The organism is Streptomyces sp. NPDC044921 (genome assembly GCF_056432865.1).
In genome coordinates this window covers 203,186-226,706 of the sequence record NZ_JBWKIF010000003.1, presented here as the reverse complement: position 1 = coordinate 226,706, position 23,521 = coordinate 203,186, and the positions used below count along the sequence as shown (strand labels likewise).

13 protein-coding genes are annotated in these 23,521 nt (G+C 72.0%); 10 read left to right on the top strand and 3 right to left on the bottom strand.

Annotated elements, in window-relative coordinates:
* Positions 1–66: 66 nt before the first annotated feature.
* Both AC07DA_RS06120 and AC07DA_RS06115 read right to left on the bottom strand, forming a co-directional pair.
* Positions 67–1,299 carry a L,D-transpeptidase gene (locus tag AC07DA_RS06120; RefSeq protein ID WP_479125041.1) on the bottom strand — a complete coding sequence of 411 codons (1,233 nt, stop codon included), beginning with the start codon at positions 1,297–1,299 and terminating at the stop codon, positions 67–69.
* A 155-nt stretch (positions 1,300–1,454) separates the two neighbouring features.
* On the bottom strand, positions 1,455–2,699 hold the full coding sequence (locus AC07DA_RS06115; RefSeq protein ID WP_479125040.1) for a L,D-transpeptidase: 1,245 nt from the start codon (positions 2,697–2,699) through the stop codon (positions 1,455–1,457).
* 187 nt (positions 2,700–2,886) lie between these two features.
* Between AC07DA_RS06115 and glgX the strand changes: the two genes are divergently transcribed.
* The 6 genes from glgX (at position 2,887) to AC07DA_RS06085 (ending at position 13,709) form a co-directional block, all read left to right on the top strand.
* The gene (gene glgX, locus AC07DA_RS06110; protein WP_479125038.1) at positions 2,887–5,139 is read left to right on the top strand and encodes a glycogen debranching protein GlgX; all 2,253 of its coding nucleotides are present in this window, start codon (positions 2,887–2,889) and stop codon (positions 5,137–5,139) included.
* Positions 5,140–5,282: 143 nt separating this feature from the next.
* On the top strand, positions 5,283–7,076 hold the full coding sequence (locus AC07DA_RS06105) for an ABC transporter ATP-binding protein (RefSeq protein ID WP_479125036.1): 1,794 nt from the start codon (positions 5,283–5,285) through the stop codon (positions 7,074–7,076).
* Complete coding sequence (locus tag AC07DA_RS06100) at positions 7,073–8,962, top strand: ABC transporter ATP-binding protein (RefSeq protein WP_479125034.1); 1,890 nt, start codon at positions 7,073–7,075, stop codon at positions 8,960–8,962. Before AC07DA_RS06105 ends, AC07DA_RS06100 begins: the two co-directional genes overlap by 4 nt.
* Before the next feature lie 234 nt (positions 8,963–9,196).
* A complete protein-coding gene (locus AC07DA_RS06095) occupies positions 9,197–11,257 on the top strand; it encodes a M4 family metallopeptidase (protein ID WP_479125032.1) in 2,061 nt (686 codons plus the stop codon).
* Between the two features lie 209 nt (positions 11,258–11,466).
* The gene (locus AC07DA_RS06090) at positions 11,467–13,068 is read left to right on the top strand and encodes a M4 family metallopeptidase (protein ID WP_479125425.1); all 1,602 of its coding nucleotides are present in this window, start codon (positions 11,467–11,469) and stop codon (positions 13,066–13,068) included.
* A gap of 104 nt (positions 13,069–13,172) precedes the next feature.
* The gene (locus AC07DA_RS06085; RefSeq protein ID WP_479125030.1) at positions 13,173–13,709 is read left to right on the top strand and encodes a DUF1990 family protein; all 537 of its coding nucleotides are present in this window, start codon (positions 13,173–13,175) and stop codon (positions 13,707–13,709) included.
* Between the two features lie 8 nt (positions 13,710–13,717).
* Here the strand turns inward: AC07DA_RS06085 and AC07DA_RS06080 are convergent, their stop codons facing one another.
* Positions 13,718–16,336: a glycosyltransferase family 1 protein gene (locus AC07DA_RS06080; protein WP_479125029.1), complete on the bottom strand. Its 2,619-nt coding sequence runs from the start codon at positions 16,334–16,336 to the stop codon at positions 13,718–13,720.
* A 285-nt stretch (positions 16,337–16,621) separates the two neighbouring features.
* Between AC07DA_RS06080 and AC07DA_RS06075 the strand changes: the two genes are divergently transcribed.
* The 4 genes from AC07DA_RS06075 (at position 16,622) to AC07DA_RS06060 (ending at position 23,495) form a co-directional block, all read left to right on the top strand.
* Positions 16,622–17,824, top strand: a complete 1,203-nt coding sequence (locus AC07DA_RS06075) for a S8 family peptidase (protein ID WP_479125027.1) — start codon at positions 16,622–16,624, stop codon at positions 17,822–17,824.
* 215 nt (positions 17,825–18,039) lie between these two features.
* Complete coding sequence (locus tag AC07DA_RS06070) at positions 18,040–20,163, top strand: alpha-1,4-glucan--maltose-1-phosphate maltosyltransferase (RefSeq protein WP_479125026.1); 2,124 nt, start codon at positions 18,040–18,042, stop codon at positions 20,161–20,163.
* Positions 20,160–21,860: a maltose alpha-D-glucosyltransferase gene (treS, locus tag AC07DA_RS06065; RefSeq protein WP_479125024.1), complete on the top strand. Its 1,701-nt coding sequence runs from the start codon at positions 20,160–20,162 to the stop codon at positions 21,858–21,860. The genes AC07DA_RS06070 and treS overlap by 4 nt, the downstream gene beginning before the upstream one ends.
* A gap of 192 nt (positions 21,861–22,052) precedes the next feature.
* Complete coding sequence (locus AC07DA_RS06060; RefSeq protein ID WP_479125022.1) at positions 22,053–23,495, top strand: maltokinase N-terminal cap-like domain-containing protein; 1,443 nt, start codon at positions 22,053–22,055, stop codon at positions 23,493–23,495.
* Positions 23,496–23,521 lie beyond the last annotated feature (26 nt).

Genomic DNA, 23,521 nt, shown 5'->3' with positions numbered 1-23,521 from the left:
GGGGACTAACGGGCGGGGCCCCGGTGCGGTCGGTCACACCGGGGCCCCGCCGTCAGCGGAGGGGTGCTACTTCTTCCACTTCTCCCACGACATGTTCCAGCCGTTGAGCCCGTTGTCCGGGGCGACGATCCGGTCCTCGGAGTTCTTCACGACCACCACGTCGCCGATCATGGAGTGGTTGAAGAACCACGCGGCCGGCGCCTTCTTGTCCCAGCCGCCGCGCACGTCGCGCAGGCCGATGCAGCCGTGGCTGGCGTTGTAGTTGCCGAAGGCGCCGCCCGCCCAGTAGTTGCCGTGCAGGAACGTGCCGGAAGTGGTGAGGCGGATGGCGTGCGGGACGTCCTTGATGTCGTACTCGCCGCCGTAGCCGACGGTCTCGCCGTTCATCCGGGTGACCGTGAGCATCTCGCTGATGACCATCTGGCCGTTCCAGGTCTCCATGCCGGGCTTGCCGGTGGTGACCGGGATGGTCTTGACGACCTTGCCGTCGCGCATCACCTTCATGGTGAGCTTCTTGGCGTCGACGACCGAGACCTGGTTGCGGCCGATGGTGAACTCGACCTTCTTGTCCTGCTCGCCGTAGACGCCGGGACGGCCCTCGACGCCGTCGAGGTTCAGGTCGACGGTCACCTTGGTGCCGGGCTTCCAGTACTTCTCGGGGCGGAAGTCGAGCCGGTCGTTGCCGAACCAGTGGCCCTCGACGTCGACGGCGGGCTCGGTCTTGATGCGGATGGCGTTCTCGACGGCCTCCGGGCTGGTGATGCCCCGGGAGAAGCGGATGGAGAACGGCATGCCGACGCCGACCTTGGAGCCGTCCTCGGGGGTGAAGGTGCCGATGAAGGTGTTCTTCGGGGTCAGCGTCGTGAAGCCGGCGTCCTCCGCGGCCGTGCGGCCCTCGGAGTCCTTGGCGACCGCGTGGACGGTGTACTTGGTGGCACCGGCCAGGTGCGTGGACGGCGTCCAGGTGGCTCCGTCGCCGGATATCCTCCCGTCGATCCTCCTGCCCTCGGCGTCCTTGACGACGACCTCCGAGAGCTTGCCCTTGGCGGCGGTGACCTTCAGCGCACCGCTGGTCTCGACGGACTTGGCCCCGTCCTTCGGCGCGATGCTGACGACGGCCTCGGACTGCTTGCTCTGCGCGGTGTCCGCGCCCTTGTCCTTGCCGCCGGCCGCGCCGGAACCGGAGCCGCCGTCCCCGCCGCCGCACGCCGTGACGGCGAACAGCAGCGCGCCGACGACGAGCGCGAGCCTGCCGTTCCCGCGCCCAACCGACGCCCCCGATATCGGTCGCACGTTCAAGTGGTACTCCCCTCCCCGGCCCTGGTCAGGCCGCTCCCCGGCGCGTGTCCCCCGCGCACCGGCGAATAGTAACCATCAAGTGAGCGGCCCCGGCGGCCCGCGAATGTCACCGTTCGGTCCCAACGGAACGCCGGTCAAGCAGCCCCCCTGTCCGGTTACTTCACCGCACTGCCCGCCTTCCATGCGTTCCAGCCCATATTCCAGCCTCCGAGCCCGTTGTCGGGAGCGACCTTTTTGTCGTTGCTGTTGACCACCTCGACGACGTCCCCGACCAGGCTGCGGTCGAAGAACCAGCCGGCCGGGGTGTCGGCGCCGCCGCCCTTCACGTCGCGCAGCCCGATGCAGCCGTGGCTGACGTTGGTGCGGCCGAAGACGCTGTGGTGGGCCCAGTAGTTGCCGTGCAGGAAGGTGCCCGAGTCGGTCAGGCGCATGGCGTGCGGGACGTCGGGGATGTCGTACTCGCCCTTGCCGTCGCGCTTCTTGAAGCCGACCGTGGCGCCGTTCATCCGGGTGACCTCCAGCATCTCGGTCACCACCATCTTGCCGTTGTACGTGGTGGTCTTCGGTGCCCCGGCCGTGACGGGCACGGTGGCGAGCGGCTCGCCGTCGCGCCGCACCTCCATCGAGTGCCGGGCGGCGTCGACCACGGAGACCTGGCTGCGGCCGACGGTGAAGGAGAACCTCTTGTCCTGCAGGCCGTACAGGCCCGGCCCGCCCTTCACGTCCCGCAGGCGCAGTTCGACGGTGACCCGGGTGCCGGGCTTCCAGTAGTGCTGGGGGCGGAAGTCGAGCCGGGTCCGGCCGAACCAGTGCGGGCGGATCTCCACGGCCGGGCGGGCCAGGACCCGCACCGCGCGTTCGACGGCCGCCCGGTCGGCGATCCGCCGGCTGAACTGCAGGGAGACGATCATCCCGGTGCCGACCGTGGCGCGGTGCTCCGGCGTGACGTAGCCGATGAAACGCTCCTTCGGGACGTACGTCGTGAAGGTGGTGTGCCGGGCCGAGCGGCGTCCGTCGCCGTCCACGGCCACGGCGTCGACCGTGTACTTGGCACCCAGCGCGAGCCGTTTCTCGTCCGGTTCCCAGGTCAGGCCGTCGGCGGAGAGATGCCCGGGCACGGGGGTCTCCCGCGCGTCCTGCGACCGGACGACCCGCACCGCCTCCAGCCGGCCGTCGGGCACGCGCACCCGCAGTTCCTCCCCGGGGCGCACGCCCCGGGTGCCGTCACCGGGCGTGACCTTGATGATGTCCTCGGGCGCCGGGGGCGCGCCGAACACCCCGGCGATGCCGCCGCCGTCGTCCGAGGTACAGCCGGTGGCCCCGGCGAGGAGCCCTGCCCATGTCACTACGGCGGCCAGCGCGGCCCTCGCGCGCCGCGCGCGCCCTTGTACGTGCCTCACGAGGTGCCCAACGACCGGCCGCGGCCCCGGGAAACGACCATGCCCGCCCCCGGGGAAACGTGAGTGCGACCCATGCTCTGGGCAGAACAGTGGGGAGGACGACGCGCAGGGAGCCGCGACCCGGGCCGCAGCACAGGGCCGCACCCCTCTGTCCCCCGTCGTTCCACGAGCCGCGGGAGGCTGACAGGTGTCCAGCGCAGCCGAGCAGGAGGCGGTGGCCGGCCATCAGGCCGCCGGGAACGGGCGCCAGGCCGCCGCCGTGAACGGCACGCGGCGGGCCGCGCCGCCCCCCGTCGTGCCCGCGTGGCCGGGCGCGCCGACGCCCCTGGGTGCCCGGTTCCGGGTCGGCCCGGACGGGGTGGCCGGGACGAACTTCGCGTTGTGGGCGGGCGGGGCCGAGGGGGTCGAGCTGTGCCTCTTCGACGAGGCGGGCAAGGAGTCCCGGGTCAGGCTCGCCGAGCTGACCCACGAGATCTGGCACGGCTTCGTGCCGGGTGTGCTGCCCGGGCAGCGCTACGGCTACCGGGTGCACGGCCGCTGGGACCCCTGGACGGGTGCCCGCTGGAACCCGGCGAAGCTGCTGCTCGACCCGTACGCGCGCGCGGTCGACGGCGACTTCGGTCTGCCGCCGGAGGTGTACGGGCACGTCCGCGACTGGCCCCAGCAGCACGTCGCGGACACCGTGCGCGACGACCGGGACTCGGCGCCGTACGTGCCGAAGGGCGTCGTCGTCCACGATGACGACGACTGGTCCGACGACCGCCGCCCGAAGACCCCCTGGGCCGACTCGGTGATCTACGAGCTGCACGTCAGGGGCTTCACCCGGCTGCACCCGGGCATCCCCGAGGACCTGCGCGGCACCTACGCCGGCCTCGCGCACCCGGCGGCCATAGAGCACCTGGTGCGGCTCGGCGTGACGGCGGTGGAGCTGCTGCCGGTGCACCAGTTCGCGCACGAGGACCACCTGCTGCGCAGGAGCCTGCGCAACTACTGGGGCTACAACTCCATCGGCTACTTCGCCCCGCACGCGGCCTACGCCGCCTCCGGCACGCGGGGCCAGCAGGTCGGCGAGTTCAAGCGGATGGTGCGCGCCCTGCACGCGGCCGGGATCGAGGTCATCCTCGACGTGGTCTACAACCACACCGCCGAGGCGGGCGAGCTCGGCCCGACGCTGTCCCTGAAGGGCATCGACAACCGCGGCTACTACCGCCTCCAGGACGACGCCCGCCGCTACGCCGACTACACCGGCTGCGGCAACACCCTGCACGTGGTCCAGCCGCACGTGCTGCGCCTGATCACGGACTCGCTGCGCTACTGGGTCACCGAGATGGGCGTGGACGGCTTCCGCTTCGACCTGGCGGCGGCGCTGGCCCGCTCCATGCACGACGTCGACATGCTCTCCCCGTTCCTCGCGGTGATCGCCCAGGACCCGGTGCTGCGCCGGGTGAAGCTGATCGCCGAGCCGTGGGACGTGGGGTCGGGCGGCTACCAGGTGGGCGCCTTCCCGCCGCTGTGGACGGAGTGGAACGACCGGTACCGCAACGCCGTGCGGGACTTCTGGCGGCACGCGCTGCCGGACGTGCGCGAGATGGGCTACCGCCTGTCGGGCTCCAGCGACCTGTACGCCTGGGGCGGGCGCCGGCCCTACGCGTCGGTCAACTTCGTCACCGCGCACGACGGTTTCACCCTGCGCGACCTGGTGTCCTACGAGCGCAAGCACAACGAGGCCAACGGCGAGGGCAACCGGGACGGCACGGACGACAACCGGGCGTGGAACTGCGGCGTCGAGGGCGAGACCGGCGACGAGGAGGTGCTCGCGCTGCGCCGCAGGCAGCTGCGCAACCTGCTGACGACGCTGCTGCTGTCCACGGGCGTGCCCATGCTGGTCGCGGGCGACGAGCTGGGCCGCACGCAACGGGGCAACAACAACGCCTACTGCCAGGACAACGAGATCAGCTGGCTGGACTGGAGCCTGCTCCAGGAGCCCGGCTGGCGGGCCCTGTTCGAGCTGACCTCCCGGCTGATCGCGCTGCGCCACCGGCACCCGGTGCTGCGCCGCCGCGCGTTCTTCTCGGGCCGGGCGCACTCCGCCGACGGGCTGCGCGACCTGGCCTGGTTCACCTCGCGGGGCACGGAGATGACGGAGCAGGACTGGTACGCGCCCGCCGCCACGCTGGGCATGTACCTCTCCGGCCGGGACATCCCCGGCCGGGACGAGCGCGGGGAGCAGATCCTCGACGACAGTTTCCTGGCGGTGCTGCACGCGGGCGAGGGGCCGGTGAGCTTCGTGCTGCCGGGTCCGCCGTGGGCGGAGCGCTACGAGGTCGTCGTCGACACCGCTCTGGAGGAGCAGGGGGAGGCGCCGGGGGTGGAGCACCCGGCCGGGACGGAGATCACGGTGCCGGCACGGGCGGTGCTGCTGCTGCGGGTGGCGGGCTGAAGCGTCGTCGTGGGGGTGGTGGGGCGCAGTCCGCCGTTCGGGTGGGAAGGACGAGGATCCGCAGGTCGTAGGACCAACGGCCGACGCGGGTCCGGCGGAAACTCGGTGGGCGGCGTCAGCGGCGAACCGTAGGCTCGCTGTCGATGGCCACGACACCCGCCCCCGCCCAGGACCGTTCCGTCGTGCGTACGCTGCTGCGCCTGTGGCCGTATGTCCGGCCCGTGCGGGCGCGGCTGTTCACCGCCGCGTTCGTCGCGATACTCGCCTCCTGCGTGGGGCTGGTGATCCCGCTCGTCCTGAAGTGGATGGTGGACGGGCCCGTCGCCGGGCGGGACCCGGCCGGGGTGTGGCTCGGGGCGCTGTACCTGCTGCTGCTCGGCTTCGCCGAGGCGCTGCTGTTCGGGCTGCGGCGCTGGCTGGTGGCCCGTCCGCTGTCCCACGTCGAGGCCTCCATGCGGGCGGCGCTGTACCGGCACCTGCAGCGGCTGCCCGTGGCCTTCCACGACCGGTGGGCCTCGGGGCAGTTGCTGTCCCGGGGGACGACGGACCTGATGCTGCTGCGCATGTTCCTCGCCTTCCCGCTGACGTTCCTGCTGGTCAACGGGGTGACGATCCTCGTCGGCGTGATCATCATGCTGCTGCAGGACTGGACGCTGGGGCTGGTCATCCTCGGCCCCGCGGTGCCCGTCCTGATCACCTGCGTGGTCTTCGAGAAGCGCTACGCCGCGGCGGCGCGGCGCGCCCAGGACCAGGTCGGGGATCTGACGACGGTCGTCGAGGAGAGCGTGCTCGGCATCCGGATCATCAAGGGCTTCGGCCGCCACCGGAGCCAGGCGCGCTCCTTCCGCGAGCTGTCGCAGCGGCTGCGCGGCACGGAACTGCGCAAGGCGCGCCTGCTGGCGACGATCTGGGGCGTCATCGTGACGCTGCCGGAGGTGGCGATCGGCGCCGCGCTGGTGGTGGGGGTCGTCCAGGTCGCCGACGGGGACCTGTCGGCGGGCACGCTGGTGGCCTTCCTGTCGACGGCGCTGGCGCTGCGCTGGCCGGTGGAGTCGATCGGGTTCCTGCTGGCGATGACCCAGGAGGCGGCCACGGCGACGGAGCGGTACTTCGAGGTGATGGACGAGAAGGCCGAGGAGGCGGATCCGGCACCGGCGGCGGCCCCGGCCGACCCGGCGGACCGGGGACTGCGCTTCCACGACGTCACCTTCCGCTACCCGGACGCCCCGCCCGGCTCCCCTCCCGTCCTCCACCACGTCGACCTGCACATCCGCCCCGGCGAGTCCATGGCCCTGGTCGGCACCACAGGCAGCGGCAAGACGACGCTGACCGCGCTCGTGCCGCGCCTGTACGAGGTGACCTCGGGCCGCATCACGCTCGACGGCGTCGACATCACCGCCCTGCCCCGTGAGGCCCTGCGCGCCAAGGTCGCCGTCGCCTTCGAGGAGCCCACGCTCTTCTCGGCCTCGGTGGGCGACAACGTTCTCATGGGGGCCGGGGACACGGCGGGTCCGGGCGCGCTGGAACGAGCGCTGGCCGTCGCCCAGGCCGACTTCGTGCACGCCCTGCCCCAGGGGACCGGCACCCGCGTCGGCGAGCAGGGCCTCAGCCTCTCCGGCGGCCAGCGCCAGCGTCTCGCCCTGGCCCGGGCGGTCGTGGGACAGCCGGAGTTCCTGGTGCTCGACGACCCGCTGTCGGCGCTGGACGTGCACACCGAGGCCGCCGTGGAGGCCGCCCTGCGGCAGGTCCTGGCCGACACGACCGCCCTGATCGTGGCGCACCGCCCGTCCACGGTGCTGCTGGCCGACCGGGTCGCCCTGCTGTCCGGCGGCCGGATCGCCGCGGTCGGCACCCATCACGAACTGCTGCGCACCAACGCCGAGTACGCGCACCTGATGTCCGGAGCGGAGTCCGGGGAAGCGGAGGGATCCCGATGACGGCGGCCACCACGGCACCGGCCGGCGGGAAGTCCGACGACCACCGCCCCGCCCCGGGCGACTCCTTCGACCAGGACCTCCTGCCCACTCCCCCGGGCGCCACCGCCGCCCTGCTGCGTTCCCTGCTCGCACCCATGAAGACCCGGGTGGCGGTCACGACGCTCCTGCTGCTGCTCCAGCAGGCGGTGGTGCAGGCGGGCCCGCTGCTCGTGGCGTACGCCATCGACCGTGCCGTACCGGCGTTCCGGGCGGACGACCACGGGCCGCTGATCGCGGTGGGGGCCGGTTACCTGGGGTGCGCGCTGGCCGCGGGCGCGCTGCAGTGGGCGTTCATCGCCGCGGCCGCCCGGGTCAACCAGGACGTGCTGCTGGACCTGCGCGGGCGGATCTTCCGCCACGCGCAGGCGCTCAGCGTCGACTTCCACGAGCGCTACACCTCCGGCCGGCTCATCTCCCGCTCCACGACGGACGTGGAGTCGCTGCGCGAGCTGCTCGACGAGGGCCTGCAGGAGCTCGTGACGGTCGTGCTGTCGTTCCTCTACATCTCGGCGATGCTGCTCTGGCTCGACCTCGGGCTCGGGGGCGTGGCGGTGGCGTCGCTGGTGCCGCTGTACGCGCTCGTGCGGCTGTACCAGCGGCGGGCGGGACGGGTGTACCGGGCGCGGTCCACCGCGATCGCCGCCGTCATCGTCAAGTTCGTCGAGACCGTGAACGGCATCCGCCCGGTGCGTGCCTTCCGCCGCGAGGCCGCCAACGACACCGACTTCGGCCGGCTCAACGAGCGGCACGAGCGGACCAACGGCGACGCGCTGCTGGAGATGGCCCGGTACGTCACCGGCTCACGGCTGGTCGCCAACACGGCGGTGGCGGCGATCGTGCTGTGGGGCGCCCACCGGGTCGCCGACGGCACCCTGGCCCTCGGTGTGCTGGCGGCGGCCGTGCTGTACCTGCGGCGGCTGTACGACCCCATCGACCGGCTCGGCATGTTCCTCAACTCCTACCAGTCGGCGGCGGCCTCCCTGGAGAAGATCGCCGGGCTGCTCGCCCAGACGCCGTCCGTGCCCGAGCCCAAAAGGCCCCGGCCGCTCCCGCCGCTGAAGAGCGAGCACCCGGGCCGCGAGGTCGTCTTCGACGGCGTCCGCTTCGCCTACCGCACCGGCGGCGAGGTGCTGCCCCGCTTCGACCTGACGCTCCCGGCCGGGCAGACGGTCGCGGTCGTCGGCTCCACGGGCGCCGGCAAGTCGACGCTGGCCAAGCTGCTGGCCCGGTTCTACGACCCTTCCCCAAGCTCTCAACTGCGTTCGAGCGGGGGAGACCCCTACGCCGGAAGGGTGCTGCTCGACGGCGTCGACCTGCGCGACCTGGCCGTGCCCGAGCTGCGGCGCGGGGTGGTGATGGTGACGCAGGAGGCGTTCCTGTTCTCGGGCACGGTCGCCGACAACATCGCGATCGGCCGGCCGGACGCGTCCCGTGCGGAGATCGAGCAGGCGGCGAAGGAGATCGGCGCGCACGACTTCATCAGCGCCCTGCCCGACGGCTACGACACCGACGTCCGCAAGCGGGGCGGGCGCATCTCGGCCGGGCAGCGGCAACTGGTGGCGTTCGCGCGGGCGTTGCTGGCCGACCCGGCGGTGCTGATCCTCGACGAGGCGACCAGCTCGCTGGACGTCCCGGGCGAACGGGCGGTGCAGCGGGCCATGGCGACCGTGCTGGAGGGCCGTACGGCGGTGGTGATCGCGCACCGGCTGTCGACGGTGGAGATCGCGGACCGGGTCCTGGTGATGGAACACGGCAGGATCGTCGAGGACGGCGAACCGGCCGAACTCATCGCGGGCACGGGCAGGTTCGCGGAGCTGCACCGGGCGTGGCGGGACAGTCTGGCGTAGCCCGGGCGCCCCGCCGGCCGTCAGGCCCGACGGATCGTCAAGGGGCTCTTACGTGTCCGTATAGCGAACATGAACTTCCGGTCAACGAACCGTTTCCGGCCATTGTATTGACGCGCCCCTGACAGAAAGCGCGGTCCCCTGCCACGCTTCCCACGACTGCTGCACAGCAACCCCACAGCAACACCTCCACCTCCCCAGGCCGGGCGATCCCCGGTCCCGCAGAAGGAGTTTGTGTTGAGAAGCAGTTCCTCGCGAAGAGGCACCTCCCACAGACGCACTCCCCACGCCCCCCGCCGCACCGCGGCCGTGGCCCTCGCCGGGGTCGCCGCGCTGATCGCCGCCGCCGTGCAGGGCGGTGCCGCCGTCGCAGCCCCGGAGAAGGCACCGCGGGCCGCGAGCGAGGCGAACCCCGGCTCGGAGCCGGTCCGGCTCACCCCCGCCCAGCGCGCCGCGCTGATCCGCGAGGCCGACGCCGCCACGGCGCGGACCGCGAGGGACCTGGGCCTGGGAGCCAAGGAGAAGCTGGTCGTCCGTGACGTCCTGAAGGACCGGGACGGCACCGTGCACACCCGCTACGAGCGCACCTACGACGGTCTGCCGGTCCTCGGCGGCGACCTGGTCGTGGAGAGCACGAAGGCGGACGAGACGGCCGCCGTCGTGAAGGCCACCCGTGCCGCCATCGCGCCGGCCACGACGAGGACGGCGGTGCCCGCCGCGAAGGCCCGGCAGCAGGCCCTGGCCGCCGGGAAGGCCGAGGAGGCCAAGAGCCCGGACATCAACCGCGAGCCCCGTAAGGTGATCTGGGCCGCGAGCGGCAAGCCCGTGGTGGCGTACGAGACGGTCGTCGGCGGTTTCCAGCACGACGGCACCCCGCAGGAACTGCACGTCATCACGGACGCCACGAGCGGCGCGAAGCTGTACGCGTGGGAGGCCATCGAGACCGGCACCGGCCACACGGTGTACTCCGGCACGGTCGACCTCACCACCACCCAGTCCGGATCGACGTACAACCTCACCGACGGCGCCCGCGGCAACCACAGGACGTACAACCTCAACCGCGGCACCTCCGGCACCGGCACCCTCTTCTCCGGCCCGGACGACGTGTGGGGCAACGGCAGCCCGTCCAACCTGGAGTCGGCCGCCGCCGACGCCCACTACGGGGCCGCCCTGACCTGGGACTACTACAAGAACGTGCACGGCCGCTCCGGCATCCGCGGCGACGGCGTGGGCGCGTACTCGCGGGTCCACTACGGCAACAACTACGTCAACGCCTTCTGGTCGGACAGCTGCTTCTGCATGACCTACGGCGACGGCGCGGGCAACGCCAACCCGCTGACGTCGATCGACGTGGCCGCGCACGAGATGACGCACGGGCTCACGTCGAACACGGCCAAGCTCGTCTACTCCGGCGAGTCCGGCGGCCTGAACGAGGCGACCAGCGACATCTTCGGCGCGACCGTCGAGTTCCACGCCAGGAACTCCGCCGACGTCGGTGACTACCTCATCGGCGAGGAGATCGACATCAACGGCGACGGCACGCCGCTGCGCTACATGGACAAGCCCAGCAAGGACGGCTCGTCCAAGGACGCCTGGTACGCCGGCATCGGCTCGATCGACGTGCACTACTCCTCGGGCCCGGCGAACCACTTCTTCTACCTGCTGAGCGAGGGCAGCGGCACCAAGACCATCAACGGTGTCACCTACAACTCGCCCACCTCGGACGGCCTTCCGGTCACCGGCATCGGCCGGGACAAGGCGGAGAAGATCTGGTTCCGCGCGCTGACCACCAAGTTCACCTCGACCACCAACTACGCGGGCGCCCGCACCGGCACCCTCGCGGCCACCGGTGAGCTCTACGGCACCGACAGCGCCGAGTACAGGGCGGTCCAGGACGCGTGGGCGGGCGTGAACGTCGGCGCCCGCTCCGGCGGCGGAGGTGGCGGGGGCACGTCCTTCGAGAACACCGCCGACGTGGCGATCCCGGACCGGGGCGCGGCGGTCACCTCGTCGATCACCGTCTCCGGCCGGACCGGCAACGCGCCGTCCAACCTCCAGGTCGCCGTGGACATCGTCCACACCTACATCGGTGACCTCCAGGTGCAGCTGGTCGCCCCCGACGGCACGGCGTACACGCTGAAGGGCTACGGCACCGGCGGCAGCGCGGACAACCTGAACACCACGTACACGGTGAACGCGTCCTCCGAGGCCGCCAACGGCGTCTGGCAGCTGCGGGTCCAGGACAACGCGGCCGCGGACACCGGCTACATCGACAGCTGGAAGCTCACCTTCCCGTAGGCCCCGGGCAGGTCCCCGGATCAGGGCGTCGCCCCGGCGGGTTCGAATCCCCCGGGGCGGCGCCCGTTTCACGCGTCCGGAGCGTCTCCGAGCCGTCGATTTCCGGCCAACATCACATGACACTCCTGACATGTACGCGTCTGAAGTGCCACTCTTCCCCCACCCGCCGCACAGCACCAGCAGTTCCCCCACACCTAGGAGCTCGTGTGATCAGCCCCCGCTACGCGCGTCACAAGCGCACCACGCTGGCCATCGCCACCGCGGTCGCCACCGGTGCCCTGCTCACCACCGGCCTGACCTCCTCCAGCAGCGTCGCCGCCGACGCGCGGAGCAAGCCGGCCCTCGCCGCCGCGCCCGTCCTCCTCACCGCGCCCGCCCGCGCCGCCCTCATCCAGGAGCAGCAGGCGGACGCCGCCGCGACCGCGGGCGAGATCGGCCTGGGCGCGCAGGAGAAGCTGGTGGTCAAGGACGTCGTGAAGGACGCCGACGGCACCGTCCACACCCGCTACGAGCGCACCTACGCGGGTCTGCCGGTCCTCGGCGGCGACCTCGTCGTGCACGAGTCGGAGTCCGGGGAGCGGCAGGGCGTCACCAGAGCGACGAAGGCCGCGATCAAGGTCGCCTCGCTCAAGCCGGCCGTGCCCGCCGCCCAGGCGGAGAAGCAGGCCCTGACCCTCGCCAAGGCGGCCGGCTCGGAGCAGACCGAGGCGGACTCCGCGCCCCGCAAGGTGATCTGGGCGGCCGACGGCAAGCCCGTCCTGGCCTACGAGACGGTCGTCGGCGGCCTCCAGGAGGACGGCACGCCCAACGAGCTGCACGTCGTCACCGACGCGGCCACCGGCGAGAAGCTCTACGAGTACCAGGCCGTCGAGACCGGCACCGGCAACACCACGTACAGCGGCACGGTGAACCTCACCACCACCAAGTCCGGCACGTCGTACACCCTCACCGACGGCACCCGCGGCGGCCACAGGACGTACAACCTCAACCGCGGCACCTCCGGCACCGGCACCCTCTTCTCCGGCTCCGACGACGTCTGGGGCAACGGCAACCCCTCCAACCTGGAGACCGCCGCCGCCGACGCGCACTACGGCGCCCAGGTCACCTGGGACTTCTACAAGAGCGCCTTCGGCCGCAGCGGCATCCGCAACGACGGCAAGGCCGCCTACTCCCGCGTCCACTACGGCAACAACTACGTCAACGCCTTCTGGTCGGACAGCTGCTTCTGCATGACCTACGGCGACGGCGCGGGCAACGCCAACCCGCTGACCTCGCTCGACGTGGCGGCCCACGAGATGAGCCACGGCCTGACCTCGGCCACGGCCGGCCTCAACTACAGCGGCGAGTCCGGCGGCCTCAACGAGGCGACCAGCGACATCCTCGGCGCCGGCGCGGAGTTCTTCGCGAACAACTCCGCCGACGCCGGTGACTACCTCATCGGCGAGGAGATCGACATCAACGGCGACGGCACGCCGCTGCGCTACATGGACAAGCCCAGCAGGGACGGCTCGTCCAAGGACGCCTGGTACGCCGGCATCGGCTCGGTCGACGTGCACTACTCCTCGGGCCCCGCCAACCACTTCTTCTACCTGCTGAGCGAGGGCAGCGGCGCGAAGACGATCAACGGCGTCGCATACAACTCCCCCACGTCCAACGGCTCCACGGTCACCGGCATCGGCCGCACCAAGGCGCTGCAGATCTGGTACAAGGCGCTGACGACGTACATGACGTCGACGACCAGGTACGCGGCCGCCCGCACCGCGACCCTGAACGCGGCCTCGGCGCTGTACGGCGCGTCCAGCGCCGAGTAAAAGGCGGTCGCCGCCGCCTGGTCCGCCGTCAACGTCGGCTGACCGGAGAACGACCACGGGCGGTACCCGGACCGAAGGCGGGTCCGGGTACCGCCCTACTCTTGGTGACCGTGTCTCATCCGGATCCGAAGGACTTCACCTACGCCGACGTCGGCGCCACCCGCGACCAGGGCTTCTGCCCGCCGGGCTTCCACCCCCTGCACGTCCGCACCCGGCTCGGCGAGGGCGAGGACGTCTTCCGCCGGGCGTCGGAGGCGGTCCTCACCTGGGAGATGCACCGCGCCATGGGCGTGGGCATCGACGCCACCGCCGAGCGGGCCGCCCCCGGCGTCGACGTCACCGTCACCCTGGCCGGCATGATCAAGGCCCCCTGCCGCGTGGTGTGGACGGTCGAGGAACCCCGCCGCGCCGGCTGGGCCTACGGCACCCTGCCCGGCCACCCGGAGAGCGGCGAGGAGTCCTTCGTCGTCGACCGCACGGGAGACGGCACCGTCTGGCTGACGGTGAACGCCTTCAGCCGGGCGGCGAAGTGGTACGCGAAGGCGGGCGGCCCGGCGACGCGGGGTTTCCAGCACGCGTACGCGCGCAGGTGCGGCAACGTCCTGCGGAACCTCGCCACCCAGGGTGCCGGGTCGCCCTGAGCCGGCACTCAGCGCATCAGCAGCCCCCCGGCCGCCACCAGCTCCTCGGAGGGCCCGGCGACCAGGCCCAGCTCCGCGCTCGAGGCCAGCAGCCGGTGGGCGGGAAGGATCCGCACCGTGTACCCGAAAGGCCCGGTGCGGTCCAGCGACAGCGGCCCCTCGTAGACCCACCGCCCGTCCTGCTCGGCGGAGCCCACCGGCTTCAGGGGAACGATCGTCGCGTCCGCGATCCGGTCCTCCTCGTCCACCCGCCCGGAGACGAGCTGCACGTCCACGTCGTCCGGCCCGAGCTCGCCCAGGCCGACCCGCACGCGCAGCCCCAGCGTCGTACCGAGCTCCGCCAGCGCGTCGGAGGCGGACGTCTCCACATGGTCGACGGTGACCCCGGGCCAGGCCGCCCGCACACGCGCCTTCCACTCGGCGAGGTCCCGGGCCGCGTCCGGGTCCATCGACCGGTGGGCGAACGCCGCCGGCGCGTAGAGCCGCTCGACGTACTCCCGGACCATCCGCCCGGCCAGCACCTTCGGACCGAGGGAACTCAGCGTGTGCCGGACCATCTCGATCCACCGGTCGGGCAGCCCGCTCTGCCCCCGCTCGTAGAAGCGGGGCGTCACCCGCTGCTCCAGCAGGTCGTACAGCGCCGCGGCCTCTATGTCGTCGCGGTGGTCCGGGTCGGTCCCGACACCGTCCGCCGTGGGGATCGCCCAGCCGAAGTCCGGCTGGAACCACTCGTCCCACCAGCCGTCCAGGACGGACAGGTTGAGGCAGCCGTTGAGCGCCGCCTTCATGCCGGAGGTGCCGCAGGCCTCCAGCGGCCTGAGCGGGTTGTTCAGCCAGATGTCGCAGCCGGGGTAGAGCTTCTGCGCCATCCCCATGCCGTAGTCGGGCAGGAAAACGATCCGGTGCCGCACCCGCGGGTCGTCCGCGAACCGCACCAGCTCCTGCACCAGCCGCTTGCCGCCGTCGTCCGCCGGGTGCGCCTTGCCCGCGACCACGATCTGGACCGGCCGCTCGGGGTGCAGCAGCAGCTCCATCAGCCGGTCGCGGTCGCGCAGCATCAGCGTCAGCCGCTTGTACGACGGGACGCGCCGGGCGAAGCCGATGGTGAGGACGTCCGGGTCGAGCACGCCGTCGATCCAGCCCAGTTCGGCCGTGCCGGCGCCGCGCTGCCGCCAGGAGGCCCGCAGCCGCTCGCGCACCTCCTCGACCAGCTGTTCGCGCAAGCCCCGCCGCAGGTCCCAGATGTCCTGGTCGGGGATGTCCGCCACGGAGTCCCAGCGCTCCGAGCCGCCGACCGTCAGGGCGTCCTCGGCGCGCTCCACGCCGATCTGGCGGGCTCCCAGCCGGAACACCTCGGGAGCGACCCAGGTGGGGGCGTGCACGCCGTTGGTCACGGACGTGATCGGCACCTCGTCGGGGTCGAAGCCGGGCCACAGGCCGGAGAACATCTCACGGCTGACCCTGCCGTGCAGCAGGGAGACGCCGTTGGCGCGCTGGGCCAGGCGCAGGCCCATCACGGCCATGTTGAACAGGTTGGGCTCCCCGCCGGGGTAGGTCTCCATGCCGAGGCGCAGGACGCGGTCGACGTCGATGCGGGGCAGTTCGGCGTCGGGACCGAAGTGGCGGGCGACCAGCTCGCGGTCGAAGCGGTCGATGCCGGCCGGGACGGGAGTGTGGGTGGTGAAGACCGTGCCGGCGCGGACCGCCTCCAGCGCCGAGTCGAAGTCCAGCCCCCCGGCGCAGAGTTCGGCGATGCGTTCCAGGCCCAGGAACCCGGCGTGCCCCTCGTTGGTGTGGAACACCTCCGGCGCGGGATGGCCGGTCAGGCGGCAGTACGTCCGTACCGCCCGGACCCCTCCTATGCCCAGCAGCATCTCCTGGAGCAGCCGGTGCTCGCTGCCGCCGCCGTAGAGCCGGTCGGTGACGCCGCGCTCGCCGAGGTCGTTCTCCTCGACGTCGGAGTCCAGCATCAGCAGCGGGACCCGGCCGACCTGCGCCAGCCAGATGCGGGCGTGCAACTGCCTGCCGCCGGGCAGCGCGAGGGCGACCTGGGCGGGTGTGCCGTCGGGCTCCTCCAGCTGGACGACGGGGAGCTCGTTCGGGTCGAGGACCGGGTAGTGCTCCTGCTGCCAGCCGTCCCGGGACAGGGTCTGGCGGAAGTAGCCGTGCCGGTAGAGCAGGCCGACGCCGATCAGCGGGACGCCGAGGTCGCTGGCCGCCTTCAGGTGGTCGCCGGCCAGGATGCCGAGGCCGCCGGAGTACTGCGGCAGGGCGGCCGTGATGCCGAACTCGGGTGAGAAGTAGGCGACGGCGGCGGGCAGGTCGTCGGGCTGGGCCTGGTACCAGCGGTCGCCGGTCATGTAGTCGTTCAGGTCGCCCGCGACCGCGGCGAGGCGGCGCAGGAAACGGCGGTCCTCGGACAGCTCGGCGAGCCGCGCGGGCGGCACGCCGCCCAGCAGCCGGACCGGGTCGCCGCCCGAGGCGGCCCACCGCTCCGGGTCGACGGACTGGAACAGGTCACGGGTCTCCGCGTGCCAGGACCAGCGCAGGTTGCGGGCCAGATCACTCAAGGGCCGGAGGGGCTCGGGGAGCACGGGTCGGACGGTGAATCGACGGATCGCCTTCACGGGTTCCACCTCGGCGCGTTGCGGGATGACGCAGGGCTTCAACGACGTCTCCTACGACAGTACCGGCGACGGTGCCGCCACCGCCGACGCTCCGCCACCGCGCCGCCGATCGGCCTGAACAGGCCCGTCCGCGGAAATGGCCGATTCCGCCCCCCTGGGCCCCCTGGGCGTCCTTGTGGTGCTTCACACGCCACGAGAGGCTGCCCCTGGCGTACCGGCGCGCGCCGGGCCGCACGCGGCCCGGCGCCGCAGCCGCATGCCGAGTCGAGGAGGGGAACCCGGACCATGGCACGGTCGCGACAGCGGCGTCCGCGCGGGAGTGGGGGCTTGGCCGCGGCGCTCTGCGCCCTCGCGTTTTCGGCCACCACCCTGCCCGCACACGCCGCACCGGAGGGGCGGATACTCGGCGCCGGGACACCCGGTTCCGTGCACGGGAGTTACCTGGTGACGCTGCAGAAGGGCACGCGGGCCGGGTCGGCGGCCGGACGGGCCCTGGCCGGGACGTACGGGGTGGAGATCAGCCACACCTACGGCACGGTCCTGAACGGCTACGCGGTCCGGGCCGACGAGAGACGGGCGCGGCGGCTGGCCGCCGACCCGCGGGTCGCCTCGGTCGTCCAGGACACGCGCGTCCGGCTGGAGGGCACCCAGCCGGAGCCGCCCTCCTGGGGGCTGGACCGGATCGACCAGCCGGGACCGGCGCTGGACGGGACCTACACCTGGCCCGCCTCCGCGGGGGCGGGGGTGACGGTCTACGTCCTCGACACCGGCGTGCGCACCACGCACCGGGACTTCGGCGGCCGGGCGCGCCACGGCTGGGACTTCGTCGGGGGCGACGGCATCGCCTCGGACGACAACGGGCACGGCACGCACGTGGCCGGCACGGTCGCGGGCAGGGCCCACGGTGTCGCCAAGAAGGCCCGGATCGTCTCCGTGCGCGTGCTCGACGCCGCGGGCGGGGGCACCACGGCCCGGGTGATCGCCGGGATCGAGTGGGTCACCCGGCACGCGAGGAAACCCGCCGTCGCCAACCTCAGCCTGGGCGGGCCGCGCAACGACCGGCTGGACGCCGCGGTGCGGGCGTCCATCGCCTCCGGCGTCACGTACACGGTCGCCGCGGGCAACGACGGCAGGCCGGCGGGTCCGTACTCCCCGGCGCGCGTCAGGCAGGCGATCACGGTCGGCGCGACCGACCGCAGGGATGCAAAACCGGCCTTCTCCAACCACGGCCCGGCCCTGGATCTGTTCGCACCGGGCGTCGCCATCACGTCCGCGAGCGCCACGAGCGACACCGCGCGGGCCGTCTACTCGGGTACCTCGATGGCCTCCCCGCATGCCGCGGGCGTGGCCGCGCTCCGTCTTTCCGAACATCCGGAAGATACTCCGGCGCAGGTCAGCGCCGCTCTGACCGCCGCGGCGGCGACCGGGAAGGTGTCCGGCAAGGGACTCGGTTCGCCGGACAAGTTACTGCGGGTGCCGCCGGGGTAGGCGGAAGCAGCGTAGACGCGCCAGGGCCGGCCTCGTCCGCCGCGGACGAGGCCGGTCTTGTGTGTCGACATACGCGTGAGTAGTTAACAAAGTGCCGGATTGCCCACCCGAATAGGGTGGGAAGGCTCCTCCGGGTACCCCTCTCAGGAGCACCACGCAGGACCCACTCCCCCATACACATCCGCCCACCCACGTTGACGCGGACAGGAGCGGTCATGCCCGCCAAGCACCACTCGCCAGCACCCCCCGACCACCGCACCACCGGGGCGCGCGCACCCGGCGGCGAAGCACGCCGCGCGCGCCCGGCCGCCGCCGGTCCACCGGTCCCGCAGCCACCCCCCGCGGACGGGACGACCGCCGTCGGGCGCATACCCGTCCTCGACGTCCGCCCGGTCGTCCAGCACGGGCGCCGGCCGGCCAAGGCCGTGACCGGAGAGTCCTTCGAGATCTCGGCGACGGTGTTCCGGGAGGGGCACGACGCGGTCGCCGCCAATGTCGTTCTGAGGGACCCCGAGGGCCGCCCCGGGCCGTGGACGCCGATGCGGGAGCTGGCGCCCGGCACGGACCGGTGGGGCGCCACGGTCACGGCCGGGGAGCCGGGCCTGTGGACGTTCACCGTGGAGGCCTGGGGCGATCCGGTGGCCACCTGGCGCCACCACGCGCAGATCAAGATCCCGGCGGGCATGGACACGGACGTCGTGCTGGAGGAGGGCGCACGTCTGTACGAGCGGGCCGCCGGGGGCGTGCCCGAGGAGGAGGGCCTGCGGGACGTAATCCTGGCCGCCGTCGACGCCCTGCGGGACGAGACCCGTCCGGCGGCGGCGCGGCTGGCGGCGGCGCTGACGCCGGAGGTGGACGCGGTGCTGTCCCGGCATCCGCTGCGGGACCTGGTCACGAGCAGTGAGCCGCTGCCGCTGCTGGTCGAGCGCGAGCGGGCCCTGTACGGGTCCTGGTACGAGTTCTTCCCGCGTTCGGAGGGCACCCCCGAGCAGCCTCACGGCACCTTCCGCACCGCCGCGCGGCGTCTTCCGGCGATCGCGGCGATGGGCTTCGACGTGGTGTACCTGCCGCCGATCCACCCGATCGGCACGACCTTCCGCAAGGGGAAGAACAACACCCTCTCCCCCGGTCCAAACGACGTGGGGGTGCCCTGGGCGATCGGCTCGCCCGAGGGCGGGCACGACGCCGTCCACCCCGGTCTCGGCACCCTGGAGGACTTCACCTGGTTCGTGGACCAGGCCCGCGAGCTGGGCCTGGAGATCGCCCTGGACTTCGCGCTGCAGTGCTCCCCGGACCACCCCTGGGTGCACAAGCACCCTGAGTGGTTCCACCACCGGCCCGACGGCACCATCGCCTACGCGGAGAACCCGCCGAAGAAGTACCAGGACATCTACCCCATCGCCTTCGACGCGGACATGGACGGCCTGGTCGCCGAGACCTGCCGGGTGCTGCGGCACTGGATGGGCTGCGGGGTGCGCATCTTCCGGGTGGACAACCCCCACACCAAGCCGGTCGTCTTCTGGGAGCGGGTCATCGCGGACATCAACCGCACCGACCCCGATGTGATCTTCCTGGCCGAGGCGTTCACCCGCCCGGCGATGATGCACACCCTGGCCCAGATCGGCTTCCAGCAGTCCTACACCTACTTCACCTGGCGCAACACCAAGGAAGAGCTCACCGAGTACCTGACGGAGCTGTCGGGCGAGGCCGCCTCCTACATGCGGCCCAACTTCTTCGCCAACACCCCCGACATCCTGCACGCCTACCTCCAGCACGGCGGCCGGCCCGCCTTCGAGGTCCGCGCCGTCCTGGCCGCCACGCTCTCCCCGACCTGGGGCGTCTACTCCGGCTACGAACTGTGCGAGAACACCCCGCTGCGCGACGGCAGCGAGGAGTACCTCGACTCGGAGAAGTACCAGCTCAGGCCCCGTGACTGGGAGAACGCCGAACGCGAGGGCCGCACCATCACCCCGCTGCTGACCCGGCTCAACACCATCCGGCGGGAGAACCCGGCCCTGCAGCAGCTGCGCGACCTCCACTTCCACCACGCGGACCAGGAAGCGGTGATCGTCTACTCGAAGCGGAAGGGTTCGAACACGGTTCTGGTGGTCGTGAACCTCGACCCCCACCACACCCAGGAGGCCACGGTCTCGTTGGACATGCCGCAACTCGGCCTGGACTGGCACGAGTCGGTGCCGGTGCGCGACGAGCTCACCGGCGAGACCTACCACTGGGGCAGGGCCAACTATGTGCGCCTCGAACCGGGCCACCGTCCCGCGCACGTCTTCTCGGTTCTGCGACCGTCCAACCCGCAGATCGGAGGGTCACCCACAACATGATCGTCAACGAACCCGTTCAGGACACCTTCGAGGACACCCCCGCCAGGGACCGCGACCCGGAGTGGTTCAAGCGCGCCGTCTTCTACGAGGTGCTCGTCCGCTCGTTCCAGGACAGCAACGGCGACGGCGTCGGTGACCTGAAGGGCCTGACCGCCAAGCTCGACTACCTGCAGTGGCTGGGCGTGGACTGCCTGTGGCTGCCGCCCTTCTTCAAGTCGCCCCTGCGCGACGGCGGCTACGACGTCTCCGACTACACGGCCGTGCTGCCGGAGTTCGGCGACCTCGCGGACTTCGTGGAGTTCGTCGACGCCGCCCACCAGCGCGGCATGCGCGTGATCATCGACTTCGTCATGAACCACACCAGCGACCAGCACCCCTGGTTCCAGGAGTCGCGCAAGGACCCCGACGGGCCCTACGGCGACTACTACGTGTGGGCCGACGACGACAAGCAGTTCCAGGACGCGCGGATCATCTTCGTCGACACCGAGGCCTCCAACTGGACCTACGACCCGGTCCGCAAGCAGTACTACTGGCATCGTTTCTTCTCCCACCAGCCGGACCTCAACTACGAGAACCCGGCCGTGCAGGAGGAGATGATCTCCGCGCTGAAGTTCTGGCTGGACCTGGGCATCGACGGGTTCCGGCTGGACGCGGTGCCGTACCTGTACCAGGAGGAGGGCACCAACTGCGAGAACCTCCCGGCCACGCACGCCTTCCTGAAGCGGGTGCGCAAGGAGATCGACGCGCAGTACCCGGACACCGTGCTGCTCGCGGAGGCCAACCAGTGGCCCGAGGACGTCGTCGACTACTTCGGCGACTACCCGAGCGGCGGCGACGAGTGCCACATGGCGTTCCACTTCCCGGTCATGCCGCGCATCTTCATGGCCGTCCGGCGGGAATCCCGCTACCCGGTCTCCGAGATCCTGGCCAAGACCCCGGCCATCCCCTCGGGCTGCCAGTGGGGCATCTTCCTGCGCAACCACGACGAGCTCACGCTCGAGATGGTCACCGACGAAGAGCGCGACTACATGTGGGCCGAGTACGCCAAGGACCCGCGGATGCGCGCCAACATCGGCATCCGCCGCAGGCTCGCCCCGCTGCTGGACAACGACCGCAACCAGATCGAGCTGTTCACGGCCCTGCTGCTGTCGCTGCCCGGCTCGCCGATCCTGTACTACGGCGACGAGATCGGCATGGGCGACAACATCTGGCTCGGCGACCGCGACGCGGTGCGCACGCCGATGCAGTGGACGCCCGACCGCAACGCGGGCTTCTCCTCGTCCGATCCGGGGCGGCTGTTCCTGCCCACGATCATGGACCCGGTCTACGGCTACCAGGTCACGAACGTCGAGGCGTCCATGGCCTCGCCGTCGTCGCTGCTGCACTGGACCCGCCGCATGATCGAGATCCGCAAGCAGAACCCGGCCTTCGGGCTCGGCTCGTACACCGAGCTGCCGTCGACGAACCCGGCGGTGCTGGCGTTCCTGCGGGAGTACGAGGACGACCTGGTGCTGTGCGTGAACAACTTCTCGCGCTTCGCGCAGCCCACGGAGCTGGATCTGAGCGCCTTCGAGGGGCGGCACCCGGTGGAGCTGTTCGGCGGGGTGCGTTTCCCGGCGATCGGCGAGCTGCCGTACCTGCTGACGCTGGCGGGGCACGGGTTCTACTGGTTCCGGCTCCGCAAGGACGCCGTATGAGGCCCGTTCCGGCCTGATCAGGCCTGATGCGCGGGGCCGGCCGCAAACTCCCGCGGCGGGGCGTTTCCTCCGCCCCGCCCGGGGCACGCATCAGTAACACCCCGCCCACCCGCGTGAGCCGGAGGAGCGCCGTCCGGGGCCCTCCGCAGGTGTCCGGAGGCGCACCAGAAATGGGTGAAAGGACGCGACGTCATGTCGGAAGCCGTCACACGCACCGTCACCACCCCGCCCGGCCTTCTTGCCTCCCTCGATCCACTGCTGCGGGAATGGCTGCCGCGACAGCGCTGGTTCGCGGGCAAGGGACGGCCGGTCACCGGGTTCACGCTCGTCGAGGCCACCGAGCTGCTGCCCCCCTCGGCCAAGCTCGGCCTGTACCACCTGCTCGTGCGCACCCACCAGCCGCTCGTGCCCTCCCACGGGGCGCCCGGCCACCCCGGTGACTGCTACCAGCTGCTCATAGGCGTGCGCGAGGCGCTGCCGCCTCGGCTGGCGCCCGCGCTCATCGGACACGTGTCGACGGGCCCGCTGGCCGGCCGGACGGTGTACGACGCCCTGCACGACACCCGGCCCGCCGAGCTGCTCCTGGAGGCGCTGCGCACCCGGGCCCGCATCGGCGCGCTCCGCTTCGAACGGGACCTCGGCCAGGACATCCGGTCCGGGCTGGTACCGCGCGTGGTGACCGCGGAACAGTCCAACTCGTCGATCGTCTACGGAGATACGTTCATCCTGAAGTTGTTGCGGCGGATCGTGCCCGGGATCAACCCGGACCTGGAACTGCCGCTGGCCCTGGCCCGCGAGGGCTGCCCCCGGGTGCCCGCGCCGACGGCCTGGATGGTCGCGGACGTGGACGCCGACGCGGACCCGGTCGTCTCGGCGGGCCCGGTGGACCTGTCCGGCCAGCCGTACGTGCTGGGGGTGCTCCAGCCGTTCGTGCAGGGTGCCTCCGACGGCTGGGAGCTGGCGCTGCGCGAGCTGGCCAAGGGCGAGGACTTCGCCGCGGAGGCGCGGGCGCTGGGCCGGGCCACCGCCGAGGTGCACACCGCGCTGGCCCGCGCGCTGCCGACGGTCACGCTCGGACAGGCGCAGCTGCGGCTCATGGTCGACGGCATGGTCGAGCGGCTGGACGCGGCCGTCCAGGCGGTGCCCGCGCTGCGGCCGTACGCCGGCGGCCTGCGGTCGGCGTTCACGGCATTGGGCGACCTGGCCGCCGAGGGCCGCACGTGGACCGCGCAGCGCGTGCACGGCGATCTGCACCTCGGGCAGTGCCTGCGCTCGCCGGCCGGGGAGTGGAAGCTGATCGACTTCGAGGGCGAGCCGGCCCGGCCGCTGGCCGAGCGGCGCATGCCGCAGCCGGCCGTGCGGGACGTCGCCGGGATGCTGCGCTCCTTCGACTACGCGGCGCGCTCGGCCGACCCGCCCCAGCCGGACTGGGCCGAGACCTGCCGCTCCGCGTACTGCTCCGGCTACGCGGACGCCTCCGGCCGCGATCCGCGCACCGACCCGGTGCTGCTGCGCGCCTACGAGACCGACAAGGCGATCTACGAGGTGGTCTATGAGGCCCGGCACCGTCCCGACTGGCTGCCGGTGCCGCTGGCCGCCATAGACCGGCTCGCCTCGTCCGGCCACCTGACCTGACTGACCCACCCTTCGCCCAGGAGGCT

What these genes read in the sequence shown, in the direction of transcription:
- AC07DA_RS06105 (WP_479125036.1), top strand. Translation starts at nt 5,283, where the DNA reads ATGGCCACGACACCCGCCCCCGCCCAGGACCGTTCCGTCGTGCGTACG.
- AC07DA_RS06100 (WP_479125034.1), top strand. Translation starts at nt 7,073, where the DNA reads ATGACGGCGGCCACCACGGCACCGGCCGGCGGGAAGTCCGACGACCAC.
- AC07DA_RS06075 (WP_479125027.1), top strand. Translation starts at nt 16,622, where the DNA reads ATGGCACGGTCGCGACAGCGGCGTCCGCGCGGGAGTGGGGGCTTGGCC.
- AC07DA_RS06070 (WP_479125026.1), top strand. Translation starts at nt 18,040, where the DNA reads ATGCCCGCCAAGCACCACTCGCCAGCACCCCCCGACCACCGCACCACC.
- treS (WP_479125024.1), top strand. Translation starts at nt 20,160, where the DNA reads ATGATCGTCAACGAACCCGTTCAGGACACCTTCGAGGACACCCCCGCC.
- AC07DA_RS06060 (WP_479125022.1), top strand. Translation starts at nt 22,053, where the DNA reads ATGTCGGAAGCCGTCACACGCACCGTCACCACCCCGCCCGGCCTTCTT.